The organism is Candidatus Glassbacteria bacterium (genome assembly GCA_019456185.1).
Classification (GTDB): domain Bacteria; phylum Gemmatimonadota; class Glassbacteria; order GWA2-58-10; family GWA2-58-10; genus JAJRTS01.
Map to the genome: position 1 here is coordinate 28835 of VRUH01000009.1, position 17195 is coordinate 46029.

Below are 17195 nucleotides of genomic sequence, written 5' to 3' on the forward strand. Positions count from 1 at the left end.
GGACAGAAATACCTGTTTGCAGCTCCATCATTTTTTCAGCGCCCGCACAGCCTTGCCCTGCTCCACCCATGTCTCGTGCAGGGTCAGCAGGTCGGATAAAATCTCCAGCATCCGCACGCCCATCCTGTAGTAGCGCTCGGCGTTCTCGATTTCGCACGGCAGGGCCAGGGGCACGCCGGCCTTGTCAGCCACCGCAATCACTTTCTCCGTGGCCGCCAGCACCTTGTCGTTGTAACGCTCCGGCCTCCGCAGGCCGAGCGACAAGCTGTAGTCGGCCGCCCCGAACATCACCCAGTCCAGCCCGTCCACGGCCAATATCTCGTCCAGGTGCGGCATGGCGTCCACGTGCTCGATCATCACCCCCACCATCGGCTCGGCATCGCTCCACTCCACCCAGGGTTTGCCGGCGTCGGTGCCCCAGTCGGCGGAAAAACAATCGCCGGCGTAACCGCGGATACCTTTCGGCGGAAATTTGGCCGCCCGCACTACCGCCTCGCAGTCGTCGCGGGTGACAATATTAGGCACCAGCACGGCTCCGGCCCCGATCTCCAGCGCCTTGCGCACCAGGTAAGGGTCGTCTTTGTCCACTCTCAGCACCGGGCAGATATCGGCGATAACGGCCGCGCGGATCAGGTTCTCGGCAGTGAAATCGCGCCGCCACGAGTGCTCGCCGTCGATCCGGATAAAATCCAGGCCGGCGTGTCCGGCGATCTCGACTACATTCGGGCTCCAGGAGTGGACCGCCGTACCGACCGCCACGCCTCCTCCGGAGAGAATTTTTCGCAGCTTGTTGGATTTGTGAGTCATCAGGAATCCCGAGTGAAATTACGGTTGATAGCCCGGCCCGCGCACGAACCGGCCGGGAGTGGCACCGGTATGCTCCCCCGCGGCGACCACCGGCGTACCGTTGACCAGCACATACTCGACTCCGGTGGCGAACTGCATCGGCTCCTCGTAGGTGGCGTTGTCCCGGATAGTGGCCGGGTCGAATACGACCACGTCGGCGAAATAGCCCGGAGCCAGCAGACCGCGGTCGGTCAGGCCCAGGTTTTCGCAGGTCAGGCCGCTTATCCGGTGGATCGCCTGTTCCAGTGGAGCCACCTGCTGGTCGCGGACATAGCGGCCCAGGAACCGCGCGTAGGAACCGTAGGCCCGGGGGTGCGTGCTCGAGAGCAGGAACACCCCTTCGGGAGCGGCAGAGAGGGCGTCGCTGCAGATACCCACCCAGGGCTGGGAGAGCTTGAGCCGGATATTGTCCTCGCTCATTGCGAAATAGACCATCTGCACCCGGCTGTTATCCTTCACCACCAGATCCATCGCGGCCTCGGCCGGGCTGACATCCCACATTTCAGCTATCTCGGTCAATGTCTTGCCGGTCAGCGGCTTGAGCGAATCCTGCTGGAGCCCCACCACCAGGCAGCCGTCCGAACCAGACAGGTCGAAGAAGTTTTCCCAGTCCTCGCCGCGATGGTTCATCTCATCGGCGACTTTCCGGCGGATGCTGGGGTCCTTGAGATTTGCCACCCACCGGTCATGGCCGCCTTCCTGCACCCAGGGCGGCATGGCCCCGTTGAGTCCCGTGCTGGCGGCGGTGTAGGTGTAAACATCGGCGGTGACATGCAGCCCCTCGGCCCGGGCCAGTTCGATCTTTTCGATAGCCTGGGCCAGCTTGGGCCAGTTGTCCTCGCCTGCGGCCTTGAGATGAAACACCTCGCCGCGGATCCCGGACTCGCGGACCACTCTCAGGAACTCGTCGAGCGCATCCAGCAGCCCGTAGCTTTCCGAGCGAAGGTGGGAAGTGTGGAGGCCGTTGTACTTGGCGGCCGCCTTGCACAACGCCACCAGCTCGTCGGTTTCGGCGTAGAAGCCCGGAGCGTAGATCAGCGAGCTGGCCACGCCCATCGCTCCCTCGCGCATCGCCTCCTCCACCAGTTCGCACATCCGCTCCAGTTCCTCGTCGGTGGGGGGGCGGTCCTCGTAGCCGATTACGTAAATCCGCGGAGTGGCCGCGCCGATAAACGAGCCGACGTTGCAGGAGACACCCTTGTCCTCCAGGAACTGGAGGTAGCCGGCCAGCGAGGTCCACTCGATATCGTATTGGATATCGCCCTGGCGGGCCTTCATTTCGTGTTTCATCCCCTCGGTCAGCGGCCCCATCGACTCTCCCTCGCCGGTGACCTCGAGCGTTACGCCCTGCATGATGTCGCTCTTGCTCCGGCCGTCCTCGATCAGCGACTCGTTGGCCCAGCTCATCAGGTTGACAAACCCCGGGCTGACCGCTTTTCCGGCAGCGTCGATTTCCAGCCCGGCTGTCGCGCCCTCAGGCAGCTGGCCCACCGCGGCGATAGTGTCATCCACAACCGCCAGATCGCCGGTGTATCCCGGTGCGCCGGAGCCGTCGTAAATCGTTCCGCCGCGGATGATAATGTCGTAGCGGGGGGGACTTGAACAGGCGAGAGCGAGGCAGGCGGTCAGGGCTGTCAGCAGGGTGAAGCGGGTCATCGGGTGCTCCTTTCTCCGTTCGTGGGTACGAGGCTTTTCCCGCGCTGAGTCAGCGGGAGTATATCGAGGGTTTGTGCACGTAGCACTCCTCGTAGTCGGCGGGCTCGGTGCCCACCTTGAACATCTCGGTATAAACCCGGTCCTCGGGGCAGAAACGGGTGGCCAGCAGTCCGGAACTCTTGCAGACCAGCCTGGTGGTCAGGCCCTCGGGGGGAGCGGGGAACTCATGCAGCTCGGTCATCCCTTCATGAGCGTCGCGCATGAAATTGGCCCAGACAGGCACGGCCAGCACGCTGCCGGTGCCGCGGTTGACAATCCGGCGCGGCTGGTCGAAGCCGATCCACACGCCGCAGACCAGGTCGGCGGTGTAGCCCACGAACCAGGCGTCAGTGTAGTTGTTGGTGGTGCCGGTCTTGCCGCCTGCCGGCAGGGTGAACCCCAGCCGTCGCGTGCCGGCGCCGGTGCCGAAATCGACCACATTGCGCATCATATCGAGCACGATATAGGCGGTCTGCTTGCCCAGGACCTCCTCGCGCATGGGACGGTAGCGGCGGACCAGGTTCCCGTTGCGGTCAGTGATGGCGGTAATAGTCATCGGCCCCACCCGCACGCCGAGGTTGGGGAAAGTGGTGTAGGCGCTCACCAGCTCGATCGGGTAGACATCGGCGCTGCCCACGGCGATACTCTCCACCGCCGGGATCCGGGTGGTAATTCCCATCCGGCGGGCGTAGGCGGCCACGGTTTCCGCGCCGACAGTCATCAGGGTCTTGATCGCCACCAGGTTGATCGAGCTGATTATCCCGGCGCGCATGGTGATCGCCCCGCGGAACTCGCCCGTGTAGTTCGAGGGCCGCCAGAGTGTGCCGTCGGCCTGCTCGATAGCGATCGGGCTGTCCTCCACCACCTGGCAGGCGGGGATCCCGTTGTCGATCGCCGCTGTATAGACGAACGGCTTGAACGCACTGCCGGGCTGGCGCAGGGCCTGGACGGCGCGGTTGAACTTGCTCTCCCAGAAATTCCGCCCCCCCACCATCACCCTCACTCCCCCGTCGCCCGGGTCCATCGCAACCAGTGCACCCTGGAGATACTCAGTCTCGGTCAACTCCCGCACCGAGAGGCTGTCATCGCCGATTACCTCGCGCCGCGTTTTGTGGTTGAACGGCCTGATCTGGCCGCTTTCGATCAGCTGAATCTGCTCCTCGAGATATTTCTCGGCGGCCTGCTGCATCGACAGGTCGAGCGTTGTGTAGATTTGCAGGCCGCGATGGTACAGCTCGTCCTCGCTGTAGTCGCCCAGGAGCTTGCCGCGGACATAGTCCACGAAATAGGGAGCTTTCCAGCTTTCACGGCTGACCGGGTTGACACGGATCGGGATGCCGCTCACCGAATCGGCCACCGCCTGGGTAATCGCACCGGTCTGAGCCATGCAGGTCAGCACCCAGTTGCGCCGCTCCATCGCGTTTTCCGGGCTGTTGAGCGGACTGTTGCGGCTGGGTGCGTTCGGCAGACCGGCCATCAGCGCGCACTCGGCTAGGTCAAGCTTATCGACCTGCTTGTCGTAATAGGTCCGGGCTGCCTCGGCGATTCCCCAGGCTCCGCTGCCGAAATAGATCTGGTTGAAATAACGCTCGAGAATTTCGTCCTTGGTGTAGGTCCGCTCGATCTGCCAGGAGAGAATCGCCTCGCGGATCTTGCGCGTGTAGGTACGCTCGCGGGTGAGGAACAGCTCGCGGGCGAGTTGCTGGGTGATCGTGCTGCCGCCCTGGCGGATCTGGCCGGATACCTGGTTGATATACAGCGCGCGGATGATCCCCCAGATGTCGATGCCCCAGTGGCTGTAAAACTTGCGGTCCTCCACTGCGATCAGCGCCTGCTTCAGCTCGGCGGGGATCATGTCCAGCGCAACCGGTGTGCGGCGCTCGGTGTACAGCTCGGCAAGCAGGCTGGAGTCCCTGGCGAACACGCGGGTGACCAGGTTTGGCGGTTCGAGCTCCATCTTGGCGATCGAGGGCAGCCCGGATTCGAAATAACGGAAGAGCTGGTAACCCATCCCGAGGCCGAAACAGATCGTGCTGACCACCACCAGCATCACGATCTTGAACAGGTTGTTTGCCCGCGGCGCGCCGTTTTCCTGATTTTCGTCCCGATCGGCCATCATGGAATTCCGTCAGTTGGTTACGGTTCTTTCAGCCAGCCAGCAAGATAAAATATAACGCTAATTATGGCAAGCTCTTAAGGTGTGCCGGTCATTTGTCAGTGCCTTATTTAAAGCCAGAAATGACTTGCGTTTTGGCTTGCCGGGTGTTAATTAACTGACTCTATTATAGGATATTAGCCGCTTTTGCCCGGAATGCGCTCAGCCCGCAAAGGACCAGGTTTCTCAATGGCTTTTCCACCGTTAAACGAACAGATGGACGTTATCCGCCGCGGGCTGGAGGAAATAATCAGCGAGGAGGAACTGGAGAAAAAACTGACCCGCTCGCTGGAGGACGGCAAACCGCTGACTGTCAAGCAGGGGTTCGACCCTACCGCCCCGGATATCCATCTCGGTCATACGGTCAGTATCCAGAAACTGCGCGATTTTCAGCAGCTCGGCCACCGGGTCGTGTTCCTGATCGGCGATTTCACCGCGATGATCGGCGACCCCACGGGCCGCAACGAGACCCGCAAGCGGATGACCCGCGAGGAAGTGCTGGAAAACGCGGAGACCTACAAGAAACAGGTCTTCAAGATCCTCGACCCGGAGAAAACCGTGGTCGATTTCAACAGCCGCTGGCTGGGCAAGCTGGGCGTGGAGGGCGTGCTCGAACTGTGCGGACTGCATACCGTGGCGCGGATGCTCGAGCGCGACGATTTCGCCAGGCGCTACGAGGAAGGCCGGTCGATCTCGATCCTCGAATTCCTCTACCCCCTGTTCCAGGGTTACGACTCGGTGGCGCTGGAGGCCGACGTGGAGTTCGGCGGCACGGACCAGAAGTTCAACCTGCTGGTGGGCCGGGAACTTCAGCGCCACTGGAAGCAGGAGCCGCAGGTGGTGCTGACCGTCCCCCTGCTGGTGGGCACGGACGGGACGATGAAGATGAGCAAGAGCTACGGCAACTACGTGGGGATCGATGAAAAGGCAGAGGAGATGTACGGCAAGCTGCTGTCAATCCCGGACGAGCTGATCCACAGCTATTTCGAGCTGGTCAGCCGGGTCAGCATGGAGCGCCTGGAACAGATCAGGGAAGAGTTGACGAGCGCTGAGGCCAAACCGCGCGATTTGAAGCACGAGTTGGCCCTGGAAGTTACCGCGCTCTACCACGGCCACGACGGCGCGGCTGCGGCCCGGGCGCATTTCGAACGCGTGTTCGTGCAGAAAGACCGCCCGGAGGATGTGCCGGAACACAGGATCAGCGCCGGCGGCGAGCCGGTGTGGCTGCCGGGCCTGCTGCGGAAAATCGGCCTGGTCTCCAGCTCCAGCGAGGCCAACCGGATGATCCGCCAGGGCGCGGTCACTATCGACGACGAGAAAGTGGGAAACACAGATCACAAACTCGAGCCCAGGGGGACCGTTTTCGTCCGCGTAGGCAAGCGACGGTTCGCCAGGGTGATTTTCACCGAGGACTGATCGGACAATGGAATCCAGGCCTCTGCAGCAGGATATTATCTACGGGCCGATCAACAGCCGCCGGCTGGGTGTTTCGCTGGGCGTCAATATCCTGCCCACCAGGCACAAGGTCTGCTCGTTCGACTGCCTCTACTGCCAGTACGGCTTCACGCCGACCCAGCAGGAGCGCTGGCACGTGGACATGGAGGAACTGCCGGCCCCCGGCAAGGTGGCGATGGCGCTGATGGAGGCGCTGCCGGGCCGCCCTGAAATCGATGCAATCACCCTGGCCGGCAACGGTGAGCCGACCCTGCACCCGCAGTTCCGTAAAATCTGCGAGGTGGTGGTCCGCCAGCGGGACATGTACTGCGAGGGCGTACCCGTCTGTATCCTGTCAAACAGTTCGACTGTCGGCAGCACGGAAGTGCGCTCCGGCCTCAGCTTGCTGGAGCGCCCGATCATGAAACTCGACGCCGGCACCCAGAAGACATTCGAGCGGATCAACCGGCCGCGGCCCGGTGTGAAGCTGGCCAAGATTCTGGACGGCCTGGGCAAGCTGGAGCACCTCGAAATCCAGTCCCTGTTCGTGGGCGAACCTGCCGATAATGCCACCGACAGCGAGGTCTCGGCCTGGCTGGGCCATCTTGTGACGCTCCGGCCTGAAGCGGTGCAGCTTTACACGTTTGACCGCAGGCCCGCCGACAGTGCCCTGCAGCCGGTGAGCAGCGCGCGCCTGCGGGAAATTTCCGAGCTGGTGAAAGAGCGGCTGCCGGTTGCCAACGTGCAGATATTTTTTCCTGACAACCATCAGTAAGCGCAAAACCCGGAGTCGATATGGCTGAGTTGGCGATCAACGGCGGTAGGCCGGTACGCGAGGACGAGTTCCCCCGCTGGCCGGTCTGGGACGAGAGCGAACTGGAGGCCGCCGCCGGCGTGATCAACAGCGGCGAGTGGGGGATGGCCGGCGGAGACAGGGTGCTGAGCCTGCAGGAGAAATTCGCCGCCTACCAGGACGCAGCCCACGGGGTCGCAACCACCAGCGGCACCACGGCCCTGCGCACGGCCCTGATCGCCGCGGGACTGCCGGCCGGAGCCGAGGTTATCGTCCCGGCTTACACGTTCGTGGCCAGCGTCACCGCCGTGCTGGAAGCCAACATGATCCCGGTGTTCGCCGATATCGACCCGGACACCTACACGCTCGACCCGGCCTCGGTGCGGGAAACGATCACCGGGAATACCGGCGCGATCATGCCGGTGCATATCGCCGGACTGCCCGCGGAGATGGACGCAATCGGGCGGATCGCCGACCAGCACGATCTGGTGGTTGTCGAGGACGCCTGCCAGGCCTGGGGCAGCGAATTCCGCGGCCGCAAGGTGGGGGCTGTCGGCGCGATGGGTACGTTCAGCTTCCAGAGCAGCAAGCATATTACCGCCGGCGAGGGCGGGATGATTGTCACCGACGACGAGGAGCTGGCCGAGCGCTGCACCAGCCTGGTCGACTGCGGACGCACCAGGGGCGGGGCCTGGCACGAACATCACCTGCTCGGCGGCAATTACCGTCTGAGCGAACTCCAGGCCGCGGTGATCCTGGCCCAGCTCGAGCGCTACGGCGAGCTGCTGCGCCGCAGACAGGAATCGGCCGCCTTTCTGCGGAAGGCCCTGGGCGAAATTGACGGGATTGATCCGTTGCTCCTGCCGGACTACGTGACCGCCACAAGCTGCCACCTGTTCGTGATCCGCTACCGCCCCGAGGCGTTCGGCGGCCTGAGCAAGGAGCTGTTTGTCCGGGCGCTCAACGCCGAGGGCATCCGTCCGGCCCACGGCGGCTATTTTATCCCGGTCTACCGCCAGCCGGTGCTGCTGGAAAAGAATGTCGGCCCGTTCGACCTGGTGGTGCGCCACTCTTTCCGCGGCAAGCCGCTCGACTATGGGGAGTTCGATTGTCCCGTGTCCGAGCGGGCCTGCGGCGAGGAAGCTGTCTGGCTGCTGCAGAACCTTCTGCTGGCCGGCGCCGAGGGCCTTGAGCAGATCGTGGAGGCGGTGCGCAAAATCAGCCGTCACCACGGAGAACTTCTGAACTGAGTTTTCCATGCCGATGACTTTCCAGCAGGCAGCCGACTGGCTGTTCGGCCTGCAGAGATTCGGTGTCAAGCTGGGTCTGGAAAAAGTGACCCGCCTGCTGGAAGAACTGGGAAACCCCCACCGCGAGTTCGTTTCCTGTCACATAGCCGGCACCAACGGTAAAGGTACCGCCGCGGCGGCTGTCGACGCGGTCCTGCGCGCGCACGGCGTGCGCTGCGGCTTGTATACCAGCCCCCACCTGGTTTCGATGCGGGAGCGCGTGCGGGTGGATGGCGATAAGGTGCCGGGGGAGTTCGTCGCAGCCTGGGTGGAGCGCCACCGTGATTATCTCGAGGCGAACCGGGTGACCTTTTTCGAGGTGGTCACCGCCATGGCGTTCGACTGGTTTCGCAAATCAGGGGCAGAGGCTGCCGCGGTCGAGGTGGGAATGGGCGGCAGGTTCGACGCTACCAATGTGCTGAACCCCGGCGCCAGCCTGATAACCTCGATAGGCCTGGAGCATACGCGCTTCCTGGGCGATACGCTGGCCGAGATCGCCGCCGAAAAGGGAGGGGTCGCAAAGAAAGGTGTGCCGCTGATCTGCGGGGAGAACCGTGTCGAGGCGTTCGAGGCGATTCGCTCAGAAGCCGTCCGCGCCGGCGCAGACCTGCGGCTGTTCGACAACGAAGTGAACTGGAAAATGCTGGCGGGAGACGGTTCCGGCAGCCGGTTCAGTTACAAGTCCCCTGCCGCAGAACTGTCTGAAATCGATGTGCCGTTAGTGGGCAGGCAGGCTGTTCGCAATGTCTGCCTGGGGATCCGTGCCGCCGAACTTACGCTTGCCGCCTTGGGTATAAGTGTTGATCCGGCGGCGCTGACGAACGGACTGTCCGGCCTGTGCTGGCCGGGACGGTTCCAGCGCGTTACAGGTCCGGGGGAGACGGAACTGGTGCTCGACGTGGCGCACAACCCGCCGGCTTCGGCCAAGCTCAGGGAGAACCTGGAACTCGTATTTCCGGACCAGGAGGTCACCGTCGTCTCGGCGATGGCCGGCGACAAGGATTTCGGCAATTTCCTGGAGCACCTGCTGTCCGTAGCCGGCGCGTTCATTTTCCCCTGCGTCGATTTCGGTACGGCGGATACCCAGAGCGGTGCGGCGGAGCCGTCGCGGATGGCCTCTGCGCTCGAGGATCTGACAGGGGGTCGTCTGGCCGGGGAAATCTGCGCCGGGATGGCCGAGGCGTTGGAGCTGGCAAGCGAGTATAACGGCCCGGTGGTGGTCTGCGGCTCGTTCCACACGGTGGGCGCCGCGATGGCGGAACTGGGAATTGAACCCTGAGCATTACAGGGTACGGAGTTTTCTTGAGCGAACTGGTGTTAAATATCAGGCATGCCGCCATGTGGCCGGCCAGTGTCGTGGCCCTGGCCGTGATGGTCGTGGTCTGGTGGACTTACCGCCGGACCTATCCGCCGCTGAGCGCCGGTTACCGCCTGCTGCTGGCCGGACTGCGGAGCGTTGTCGTGCTGCTGCTGGGATTGCTCGTGCTGGAGCCGCTGGTGGCTCTCAGCACGGAGCGAAACCGTCCCGAGCGGCTGGCCGTGCTGGTGGACCGGTCGGCCAGCATGCTCCTGCCCGTGTCGTCCCGGCCGGGCGAGAGCGCCGACAGCAGGTTGAATGCTGCCAGGGAGTTCTCCGGGATGCTTGCCACCGCTCGGGATACAACGGTAACAATATTCGGCTTTGGGCGTGGTCTTGCAGAGTTGGAGGGCGAGGCCGGGCTGGACGAGCGCAATCTCGAGGACCGCACCGACCTGGCCGGAGCGCTGGAACAGCTTCGGTCCGGCGCAGGACCCGGTTGGGACAGGGTTGTGGTGATCAGCGACGGGATGGTTAACGCCGGCATCGATCCGCTGGCTGTCCCGGGTGTGAGCGGGATGAGGGTGGACGCGGTGCTGATCGGCAGCCGGCCGGTTGTGGCCGACCTGGCCCTGACCGGAATCGAACAGGTCGCCCCGGCGTATGAGGACGGTGAGGTCGAGCTGGAGCTGACAATTGCGCGCACCGGCGAGGTTCGCGGTCTGGCGGCTGTGGATGTGTTTCTCGATGGGCGCAAGGTGGCGGAGCGGCGGGTGACGCTGGCCGGCGAGGGCGCGGGAATGAATTCTGCGCGGGTGACTTTTGACGCTCCGGAGGCGGGCGATTACTGGCTGCGGGCGGAGATTCGCGGGGGCGGGGAAGAATGGAGCGCGCTCAACAACAGCCGCCTGTTCCGTCTACGGGTCCGCAAAAGCCGCCGCACGTTCCTGCTGGTTTCCAACTCCCCGGACTGGGACCTGACATTTGCCGCCAGGGCGCTGGCGGCAAACGAGGACTGGGAGGTTGAGATGGTCCTGGCGCTTGAAAACGGTATCCGCCGCAGTAAAGCCGGCCGGGGGTTCCGCCCGGGCGGAATGCCCGCGGCCGCGGAACTCGCTGAAACCGCGCTGGTGGTTCTCCACGGAAAAATTCACGAGTTCGGCAGGAGTTTGCTCGACAGGCTGGCCGCCCGGGCCGGGGAGGGCGCATTCGCGCTGGTTGTCTGGCCCGCCGGTGATTTCAATCCGCGAGCGCTTCCTTCCGGATTGGCTTCCCTGCTGCCGTCGGCTCCGGGTGCAGGCGCGATAGTGCCGGTGGAAGCTCCTCAGACTCCGGCCCGTCTGTTGACCAGAGACCGGTACGGCGTGCTCGACGCTCTCGCTGGCGGCGGCGCAATCGACGGCCTTCCGCCGCTGACAACTGTTTACCGCGGAGTTCAACTGGCCCGTTCGGCCGAGGTGCTGGGCCGCGCCGGGAGCCGGGGTCCGCTGGCGGGCGAGGGTCCCCCCGTGCTGTCGGTACGGCCCACCGACGGGGTGCGCTGCGCCCTGGTAACCGCCCAGGGACTGTGGCGCTGGCACATGCAGCGTCAACTGAGTGACCCGGAAGAGGCCGCCCTGTATTTCAGGATGTGGCGGGAACTGGCCGACTGGCTGACCTCTGCGGAAAAGAAATCGCCGCTGGCTCTGGCTCCCCAGCGCGAGGTGCTGAGCAGGGGCATGCCTGTGAGGCTTGAGGGTACGATCAGCGAGGAACCGGTGGAGACCGGAACAGTCGTGCGGGCTTTCCTCTGGCAGACCGGCGGCACGGGATCGCTGGACACGCTGGCTGTGCGCACGGTTTCACTGGCTGGCGGAGAGAGAGAGTTCACGGTCGATTTCGGCGTATTCCCGCCCGGACGCTACAATTTTACGGCGGAAGCCTCGGCAGGAGCGGACACATTGAGGGCCGGCGGCGAACTGGCTGTCGAACCGTACAGTCCCGAGCTGGCCGAGCCTGGCCCCGACAGCACGCTGCTGGCAGCCTTGTGCGCCGCTACCGGCGGCAGGCTGGTCCGGGGAGTGGAGCAGGCCGGGGAGCTGTGGAGCATGAACCAGGTCACCGAACCTGTGACTACCGTAATCGCACTGGCGCGCACATCCTGGATCTACTGGCTGCTGGTTGTCCTGCTTGCCGCGGAGTGGGTTTTGCGCAGGCGCAAGGCTCTATCCTGACCGGCATAAGCCCATCGGAGTGTTGACAAAGAGTTATCAGCCGGATATCTTGTAGATTCCCACAGAGGACTTTTAGCATGGGAAAAGAACGGCTGCCGTGGAAACGGAGCCGGGTACGTAAGCCGAAGCAGGATTAACCGAGGGATTTTACATCCGGAGTCTAAAGGCATATGAGCGAAAATAGAAGTCAGGACATCCAGTTGGTCAAGCTGGCGATCCAGGTGGAGAAAGACGGGCAGGGTTTCCTGGAGCAGTTTTCCGGCAAGATCGAAAATGAAGAGAGCGACATCAAGACGTTTATCGTCCAGATCCAGGAAGCCGTGGCGGAGGACCTGGAGACGCTCGAATCGGTGATGAGCGGGCTGGAAGACGAACAGTCGGCTGCCGAGATGGAAGAGAAGTCGCTGGACGATTATATCAAGGAAATGCAGGCCGTGCGTAACGAGAAGTTTTATCCGGCCGACAGGCTCAAGGATCTGTTCGAAGATTTTTTCAACCCGATCCGGGTGCTGGATTTTATGTCCGAGGCGCTGAAAGAGCAGGCGGAGTTCTATACCAACTGCGCGGATAATATTTTCTACGAAAACGAAAAGAAAGTTTTTCTCGAGTTGGCCGGACGTAAAAACGAGCAGGCGAATGAAGCCAGGGGAAAGAAGAAAGAGATCATATCCAGGTTTCCCTGAGTCCGGATCCCCCGCTAGGAATCATTGATATTACAGCGCCTCCAGACCACGGTCCGGAGGCGTTTTGCTTCTCGGCAGATCAGGGAGGGCAGGATGAAAGTCGAAATCGTAAAGCAGCTGGAACTTGGCGGCGGGGCACCCGTTCTGATAGTTCCGGTGGTGCGGGACAGTCTGGAAAAAGACCCGCTGGCAGCCCGGCTCAACCGTCGCATGGGCGGACATCTTGCCGAGGCCGCGAATCAGGAAAATTTCAGCGGCAAAGCGGGCCAGGTAATCACGTTCAACGTCCACGGAGCCAGGCTGCCCGGCCGGATTTGCCTGGTGGGGCTGGGTGAGCAGGACAGCCTGGACTGCGAGAAATTCCGCCGCGCCGCCGGCAGGGCCGCCGATGTCCTTCGTTCCTGGAGCGCCGCCAAAGCCCTGCTGGCCTGCCGGATTCCGCCCCGCGGCGCCGGAATCGCCGCGGGTGATGTCTGCGGGGCGCTGGTCGAGGGGATGACGCTGGGTCTGTACCGGTTCGAGAAGTACAAGAGCGCGGACGCGGAGAACCCATCGTATCCGGGACTCGAGGAGTTGGAGTTATTTTTCTGCGACGGACGGGGAACGGCTCTCAGGCAGCAGTCCGAGGCATTGAGCGCTGTGGTCGGCCGGGCGAGGGTCGTGGCCGGCGGAGTAATCGCCGCCCGCGAGCTGGTCAACGAGATCCCGACCGAGCTGACCCCGGAGCGGCTGGCTGAGAAGGCTGCGGCTCTGGCCGAGAGTCACGAGGGGCTGAGCTGCCGGGTGCTGGACGAGCAGGAGATGGAGCGCGAGAAGATGGGCGCCAGTCTGGCGGTGGCCCGCGGCAGCGCCAACCCGCCGCGCTTTATCGAGCTGAGCTGGGAACCCTCCGGGCCGGTGAGTTCCGCTGAGCGGCTGGTACTGGTGGGTAAGGGAGTCTGTTTCGACAGCGGCGGGTTGAATATCAAAACCGGCCCCAACATGAGCACGATGAAGATGGACATGTCGGGCGCGGCGGCGGTGATCGGCGCGATCGGAGTGATCGCGGAGCTGAAGCTGCCCGTGCGGGTGACAGCCGTGGTGGCGGCGGTGGAGAACATGCCGGGCGGGCGCAGCTACAAGCCCGACGACATTGTCCGCGCCCTGGACGGCACCACGATCGAGGTCGGCAACACCGACGCCGAGGGCCGTCTGACCCTGGCCGATGCCCTGGGCTGGGCTGTCGGCAGGCTGGAGGCCACCCGGATCGTGGAGTTGGCCACGCTCACCGGCGCGTGCGTGGCCGCCCTGGGTCCCACGACCGCCGGGCTGTTCGGCAACGACGAGGCGTGGTCGTCGCGGGTGATGGCCGCCGCCGGGTTGTCGGGAGAGAAATTCTGCCGCCTGCCGCTGGACGGGGACATGCGCGAGGATATCAGGAGCGATTTCGCCGACGTGAAGAATGTCGGGGCCACACGCTGGGGCGGGGCGATCACCGCCGCGCTGTTCCTGCAGAAGTTCGCCGGCGACACGCCCTGGGTGCATCTCGATATCGCCGGGCCCGCCTGGGCGGAGAAGAAGCGCCATTACCAGGGTCCGGGCGGCACGGGCTACGGCGTGCGGCTGCTGGTGCGCCTGGCCGAGGACCTGGCCGCGGACAGGTAGATACGTTACAGAATGGCAGCACAGGGGCCGTCCCCCACCTCGCGGGGGGGCGGCTTTTTTTTGTTTCTCAACCGGGCGAGAGGGGAAACGAAAAATATTTTGCGCAGAATCGTCAAAACGTATGCAAGTGCACAAAGTGCGCTGGACTGCGGGGCCGGGGTCTATTAAACTGGGAGTGTAATGCATTATCATTTATTCCGGGAGGGCGGGAAAATGGCTTTGCAGACTGGCGGAGAGAACGCGGGCGGAGGCGGGGGGCTGGACAAGCTTGACCATTTCATGGACCATGCGCTGGAGAGCGTATTGTACTTGGAAAGGGTGGACGATGCAGTGGGGGTGAGGGCGCGCCGGGTATACACCCGGCTGGAGCGGAAAGCGTGGGCGGTAGTGGAGGATGGGCAGGTGGGCGGCGAACAGGCGCGGGCGATGGCCGGGCACGGCAGGGAGATTTCCGCGCTGGTTGACAGAATAATGCCCACCGTCAGGAAATATGCCCGGTTCCCGGGGTTTCCACGGGAATTGCACTGGCTGAGGGACGAGTTCCGGGAAGTGGCGCAAAACCTTCCCAGGTACAGGCAGGTGATGAACACGGCCGGCAGGGAACTGGTGCGGGAGGGCCTGCGGGATTTCCGCCTGACCGTGCACGGTCAGGATTTAAGCGACTGGAACGGCGGGCAGGGGAAATACATCGCGGTGGATTACCCCGCGGCCGCGGCCGGTGACGAGCCGAAAGTGGAGCTGCGGTTCCAGGGGCCGCAGGGCATGCCGGTACTGATCGAGTACGAGGAGACCGGGGAGTCGAAGGCCAGGAACTGGGAAAACGGGCTGGACAAAAAAGTTATCAGAAAGGGTACGGATGATGAAAAAGTTCCGCGTGAGGAAATGACGGAATTAGAATACGAGGATGCAAAATATGAGGCCCGCAATTCGCTGGCTATATCCTTGCCCGGCGAGAGCAGTCCATGCCGGGTGAAATTCCGTACCCGTGGCCTGAGCGCGGAGTACGCTTTTCAGGTTGCGGTCGCCAATCAGATGCCTATCTTGTTTAAGCTGGATATTACTTACACGGCGCATGGGTTTATTAAGATTGACCATGATGGGATAAATTACACGGGATACGGGAGGACCGAGGCCAGTTGGGGCTTACCTGAACTAAGGGACTTTATCGATAAGTTTGCCAGCCTGCACTTTAAGGAAACTGAAGGCGAAATGCCATACATCGGCAACAAGGCGGTGCGGGATGGAGTAAAGTACGGCGAGCATACCGGTAAAAGCCATGCCAGGGGTTACGCCGTGGATATTGATTTTGGTGTTGATACCGGTAATGATTTAGTTAAAGAAGGTAATTACGATGAAGACGCCCACAGGGCGCAGATTAAGCGTTATCTGGTATGCGGGGCAAACTATGTTTTGGTAGGTAACCCAAAACTGGCAAACGAATTTGATGGGCGGGTTGTATTGGATAATGAGGGAAAACACAAGGATCACGATCATGTTCACGCGCCCCATTGAAGGAGAGAAAAACATGAAGTGGAATATCGGTATTATATTGATTATTAGTTTATTGCAAGGACTTCTTGTTAACACTTCAATGGCTTCAAAGAAATATGTTGTTCAAGAAGAGAAGGCCATGATTGTTGTTGATTCAGTTGAGAATATTGTTAACAGGATCACTGTACGGAACATATATCATTTATATAGTATTAAGCTTTCTCCCAAGAGCAGGTATCTTGCCTGGAAGGAGTTTTGGCGAGATATCAGTACTTGTAAGTGCAATATACCATTGATTGAAGCCCCAATGATCCTGGTCATAACGGACCTCGATACAGGTGTTTCAGACACAATTTGTCATACATTTGACTATGTTTGGTCACCAAGCGAGGATAAACTGACTTTTATCTATTATGAAGTAGAGGAGGATAAAAAGTGGGGTAATCACCACTCAGCGGGGCGTTCTGTTTGGCTATACAACGCCACGAGCGGTGTTCGCGAGGAGATCAGCGGAATCATCTGCCATGAATATACCAGCCTATATTGGTCAGAGTATAAAAATACTTTGTGCGTGTCATGTCTTAGTGGTTCGGATAGACACTATGATCCAGTAACTGGACAAGTATTGGAGGCTTGGGGATACTACCTGAAAGTATCACCCGATGGCAAATATGGTTTTTACGATAATAAAGAAGATGCGGCTGAGATATATGACCTGGAGAGCAAAAAGAAAATACAGCTTATTAAAAGTGCAGATTCCAAGTCTACAGCGGATGAAATCTATGCTGGATTCTTGGAATGGGGTAAACTGGATGGTAAGACCATTGCTTATGTAAGATTTATGTATCTGGAATACGTGGACTGCGAAACCGGCCGGATGTATAAAGTCACCCCTCCCTCCCCGGACATAGACCCAATCGCCGACCTGGTCGGCTTCCGGGACGGCCGCCCGGTATGGGCCAAAATCCACGGAGACAAGGCGGAGCTGTTTTACTACTGAGAGCAAAAAGAATAGTGTTATTTGAGCCGCTTTCCCGCAACATGAGGGGGGCGGCTTTTTTTGTTTTAGCGGCGGTGTTACCGGGAGCAGGCGAGAGCATGAAAGTAACGTTCTGTACCCGTGGCCTGAGCGCGGAGTACGCTTTTCAGGTTGCGGTCGCCAATCAGATGCCTATCTTAATTTAAGCTGGATATTATTTACACGGCGCATGGATTCATGCATATCCCGGTAAGCGGTACGAATTACAAGGGATACTGTGACCCTGAAAAATCGTGGGGGTTGCCGTCGCTAAAAGCTTTTATCGATACGTTTGCCAGCCTGCACTTTAAGGAAACTGAAGGCGAAATACCATCGATCGGCAACAAGGCGGTGCGGGATGGAGTAAAGTACGGAGAGTATACCGGTAAAAGCCATGCCAGGGGTTATGCCGTGGATATTGATTTTGGTGTTGATACCGGTAATGATTTAGTTAAAGAAGGTAATTACGATGAGGACGCCCACCGTGAGCAGATTAAGCGCTACCTGGAGTGCGGGGCTACTTTTGTTTACATTGGGAATGAGAACCTTGCGGACGAATTTGACAATAGAGTACAGCATGATGACAAAGATGAGCACAATGATCACGATCATGTTAATGCTCCACATTAATAGCAGA

13 protein-coding genes are annotated in these 17195 nt (G+C 61.2%); 10 read left to right on the forward strand and 3 right to left on the reverse strand.

Features of this window, described 5'->3' with window-relative positions; genetic code table 11:
- Nucleotides 1-27: 27 nt before the first annotated feature.
- From FVQ81_05185 to FVQ81_05195, 3 genes are read right to left on the reverse strand one after another with little or no spacing between them, the layout of a single operon-like run.
- Nucleotides 28-807, reverse strand: coding sequence for a hypothetical protein (locus tag FVQ81_05185; protein MBW7995961.1), 780 nt, complete (start codon nucleotides 805-807; stop codon nucleotides 28-30).
- An 18-nt stretch (nucleotides 808-825) separates the two neighbouring features.
- The gene (locus FVQ81_05190; GenBank protein MBW7995962.1) at nucleotides 826-2502 is read right to left on the reverse strand and encodes a D-aminoacylase; all 1677 of its coding nucleotides are present in this window, start codon (nucleotides 2500-2502) and stop codon (nucleotides 826-828) included.
- Between the two features lie 49 nt (nucleotides 2503-2551).
- Nucleotides 2552-4660 (reverse strand): PBP1A family penicillin-binding protein, encoded by a 2109-nt coding sequence (locus FVQ81_05195; GenBank protein MBW7995963.1) that lies wholly within the window; start codon nucleotides 4658-4660, stop codon nucleotides 2552-2554.
- 225 nt (nucleotides 4661-4885) lie between these two features.
- Here FVQ81_05195 and FVQ81_05200 point away from each other — a divergent pair, with 225 nt between their 5' ends.
- The 10 genes from FVQ81_05200 (at nucleotide 4886) to FVQ81_05245 (ending at nucleotide 17188) form a co-directional block, all read left to right on the forward strand.
- A complete protein-coding gene (locus FVQ81_05200) occupies nucleotides 4886-6112 on the forward strand; it encodes a tyrosine--tRNA ligase (protein ID MBW7995964.1) in 1227 nt (408 codons plus the stop codon).
- Nucleotides 6113-6119: 7 nt separating this feature from the next.
- Complete coding sequence (locus FVQ81_05205) at nucleotides 6120-6905, forward strand: radical SAM protein (protein ID MBW7995965.1); 786 nt, start codon at nucleotides 6120-6122, stop codon at nucleotides 6903-6905.
- Between the two features lie 20 nt (nucleotides 6906-6925).
- Nucleotides 6926-8173 (forward strand): DegT/DnrJ/EryC1/StrS family aminotransferase, encoded by a 1248-nt coding sequence (locus FVQ81_05210; GenBank protein MBW7995966.1) that lies wholly within the window; start codon nucleotides 6926-6928, stop codon nucleotides 8171-8173.
- A gap of 7 nt (nucleotides 8174-8180) precedes the next feature.
- Nucleotides 8181-9491 carry a bifunctional folylpolyglutamate synthase/dihydrofolate synthase gene (locus FVQ81_05215; protein MBW7995967.1) on the forward strand — a complete coding sequence of 437 codons (1311 nt, stop codon included), beginning with the start codon at nucleotides 8181-8183 and terminating at the stop codon, nucleotides 9489-9491.
- A 23-nt stretch (nucleotides 9492-9514) separates the two neighbouring features.
- On the forward strand, nucleotides 9515-11722 hold the full coding sequence (locus FVQ81_05220; GenBank protein MBW7995968.1) for a VWA domain-containing protein: 2208 nt from the start codon (nucleotides 9515-9517) through the stop codon (nucleotides 11720-11722).
- A 170-nt stretch (nucleotides 11723-11892) separates the two neighbouring features.
- Nucleotides 11893-12405 (forward strand): hypothetical protein, encoded by a 513-nt coding sequence (locus FVQ81_05225; protein ID MBW7995969.1) that lies wholly within the window; start codon nucleotides 11893-11895, stop codon nucleotides 12403-12405.
- A gap of 93 nt (nucleotides 12406-12498) precedes the next feature.
- Complete coding sequence (locus FVQ81_05230; protein ID MBW7995970.1) at nucleotides 12499-14049, forward strand: leucyl aminopeptidase; 1551 nt, start codon at nucleotides 12499-12501, stop codon at nucleotides 14047-14049.
- 213 nt (nucleotides 14050-14262) lie between these two features.
- Nucleotides 14263-15561: a hypothetical protein gene (locus tag FVQ81_05235; GenBank protein MBW7995971.1), complete on the forward strand. Its 1299-nt coding sequence runs from the start codon at nucleotides 14263-14265 to the stop codon at nucleotides 15559-15561.
- A gap of 13 nt (nucleotides 15562-15574) precedes the next feature.
- The gene (locus FVQ81_05240) at nucleotides 15575-16540 is read left to right on the forward strand and encodes a hypothetical protein (GenBank protein ID MBW7995972.1); all 966 of its coding nucleotides are present in this window, start codon (nucleotides 15575-15577) and stop codon (nucleotides 16538-16540) included.
- A gap of 216 nt (nucleotides 16541-16756) precedes the next feature.
- Nucleotides 16757-17188 (forward strand): hypothetical protein, encoded by a 432-nt coding sequence (locus tag FVQ81_05245; protein MBW7995973.1) that lies wholly within the window; start codon nucleotides 16757-16759, stop codon nucleotides 17186-17188.
- Nucleotides 17189-17195 lie beyond the last annotated feature (7 nt).

Coding starts and splice junctions, on each gene's coding strand:
- FVQ81_05240 (MBW7995972.1), top strand. CDS start 15,575: ATGAAGTGGAATATCGGTATTATATTGATTATTAGTTTATTGCAAGGA.
- FVQ81_05230 (MBW7995970.1), top strand. CDS start 12,499: ATGAAAGTCGAAATCGTAAAGCAGCTGGAACTTGGCGGCGGGGCACCC.
- FVQ81_05200 (MBW7995964.1), top strand. CDS start 4,886: ATGGCTTTTCCACCGTTAAACGAACAGATGGACGTTATCCGCCGCGGG.
- FVQ81_05245 (MBW7995973.1), top strand. CDS start 16,757: ATGCATATCCCGGTAAGCGGTACGAATTACAAGGGATACTGTGACCCT.
- FVQ81_05225 (MBW7995969.1), top strand. CDS start 11,893: ATGAGCGAAAATAGAAGTCAGGACATCCAGTTGGTCAAGCTGGCGATC.
- FVQ81_05235 (MBW7995971.1), top strand. CDS start 14,263: ATGGCTTTGCAGACTGGCGGAGAGAACGCGGGCGGAGGCGGGGGGCTG.
- FVQ81_05190 (MBW7995962.1), bottom strand. CDS start 2,502: ATGACCCGCTTCACCCTGCTGACAGCCCTGACCGCCTGCCTCGCTCTC.
- FVQ81_05210 (MBW7995966.1), top strand. CDS start 6,926: ATGGCTGAGTTGGCGATCAACGGCGGTAGGCCGGTACGCGAGGACGAG.
- FVQ81_05185 (MBW7995961.1), bottom strand. CDS start 807: ATGACTCACAAATCCAACAAGCTGCGAAAAATTCTCTCCGGAGGAGGC.
- FVQ81_05215 (MBW7995967.1), top strand. CDS start 8,181: ATGCCGATGACTTTCCAGCAGGCAGCCGACTGGCTGTTCGGCCTGCAG.
- FVQ81_05195 (MBW7995963.1), bottom strand. CDS start 4,660: ATGATGGCCGATCGGGACGAAAATCAGGAAAACGGCGCGCCGCGGGCA.
- FVQ81_05205 (MBW7995965.1), top strand. CDS start 6,120: ATGGAATCCAGGCCTCTGCAGCAGGATATTATCTACGGGCCGATCAAC.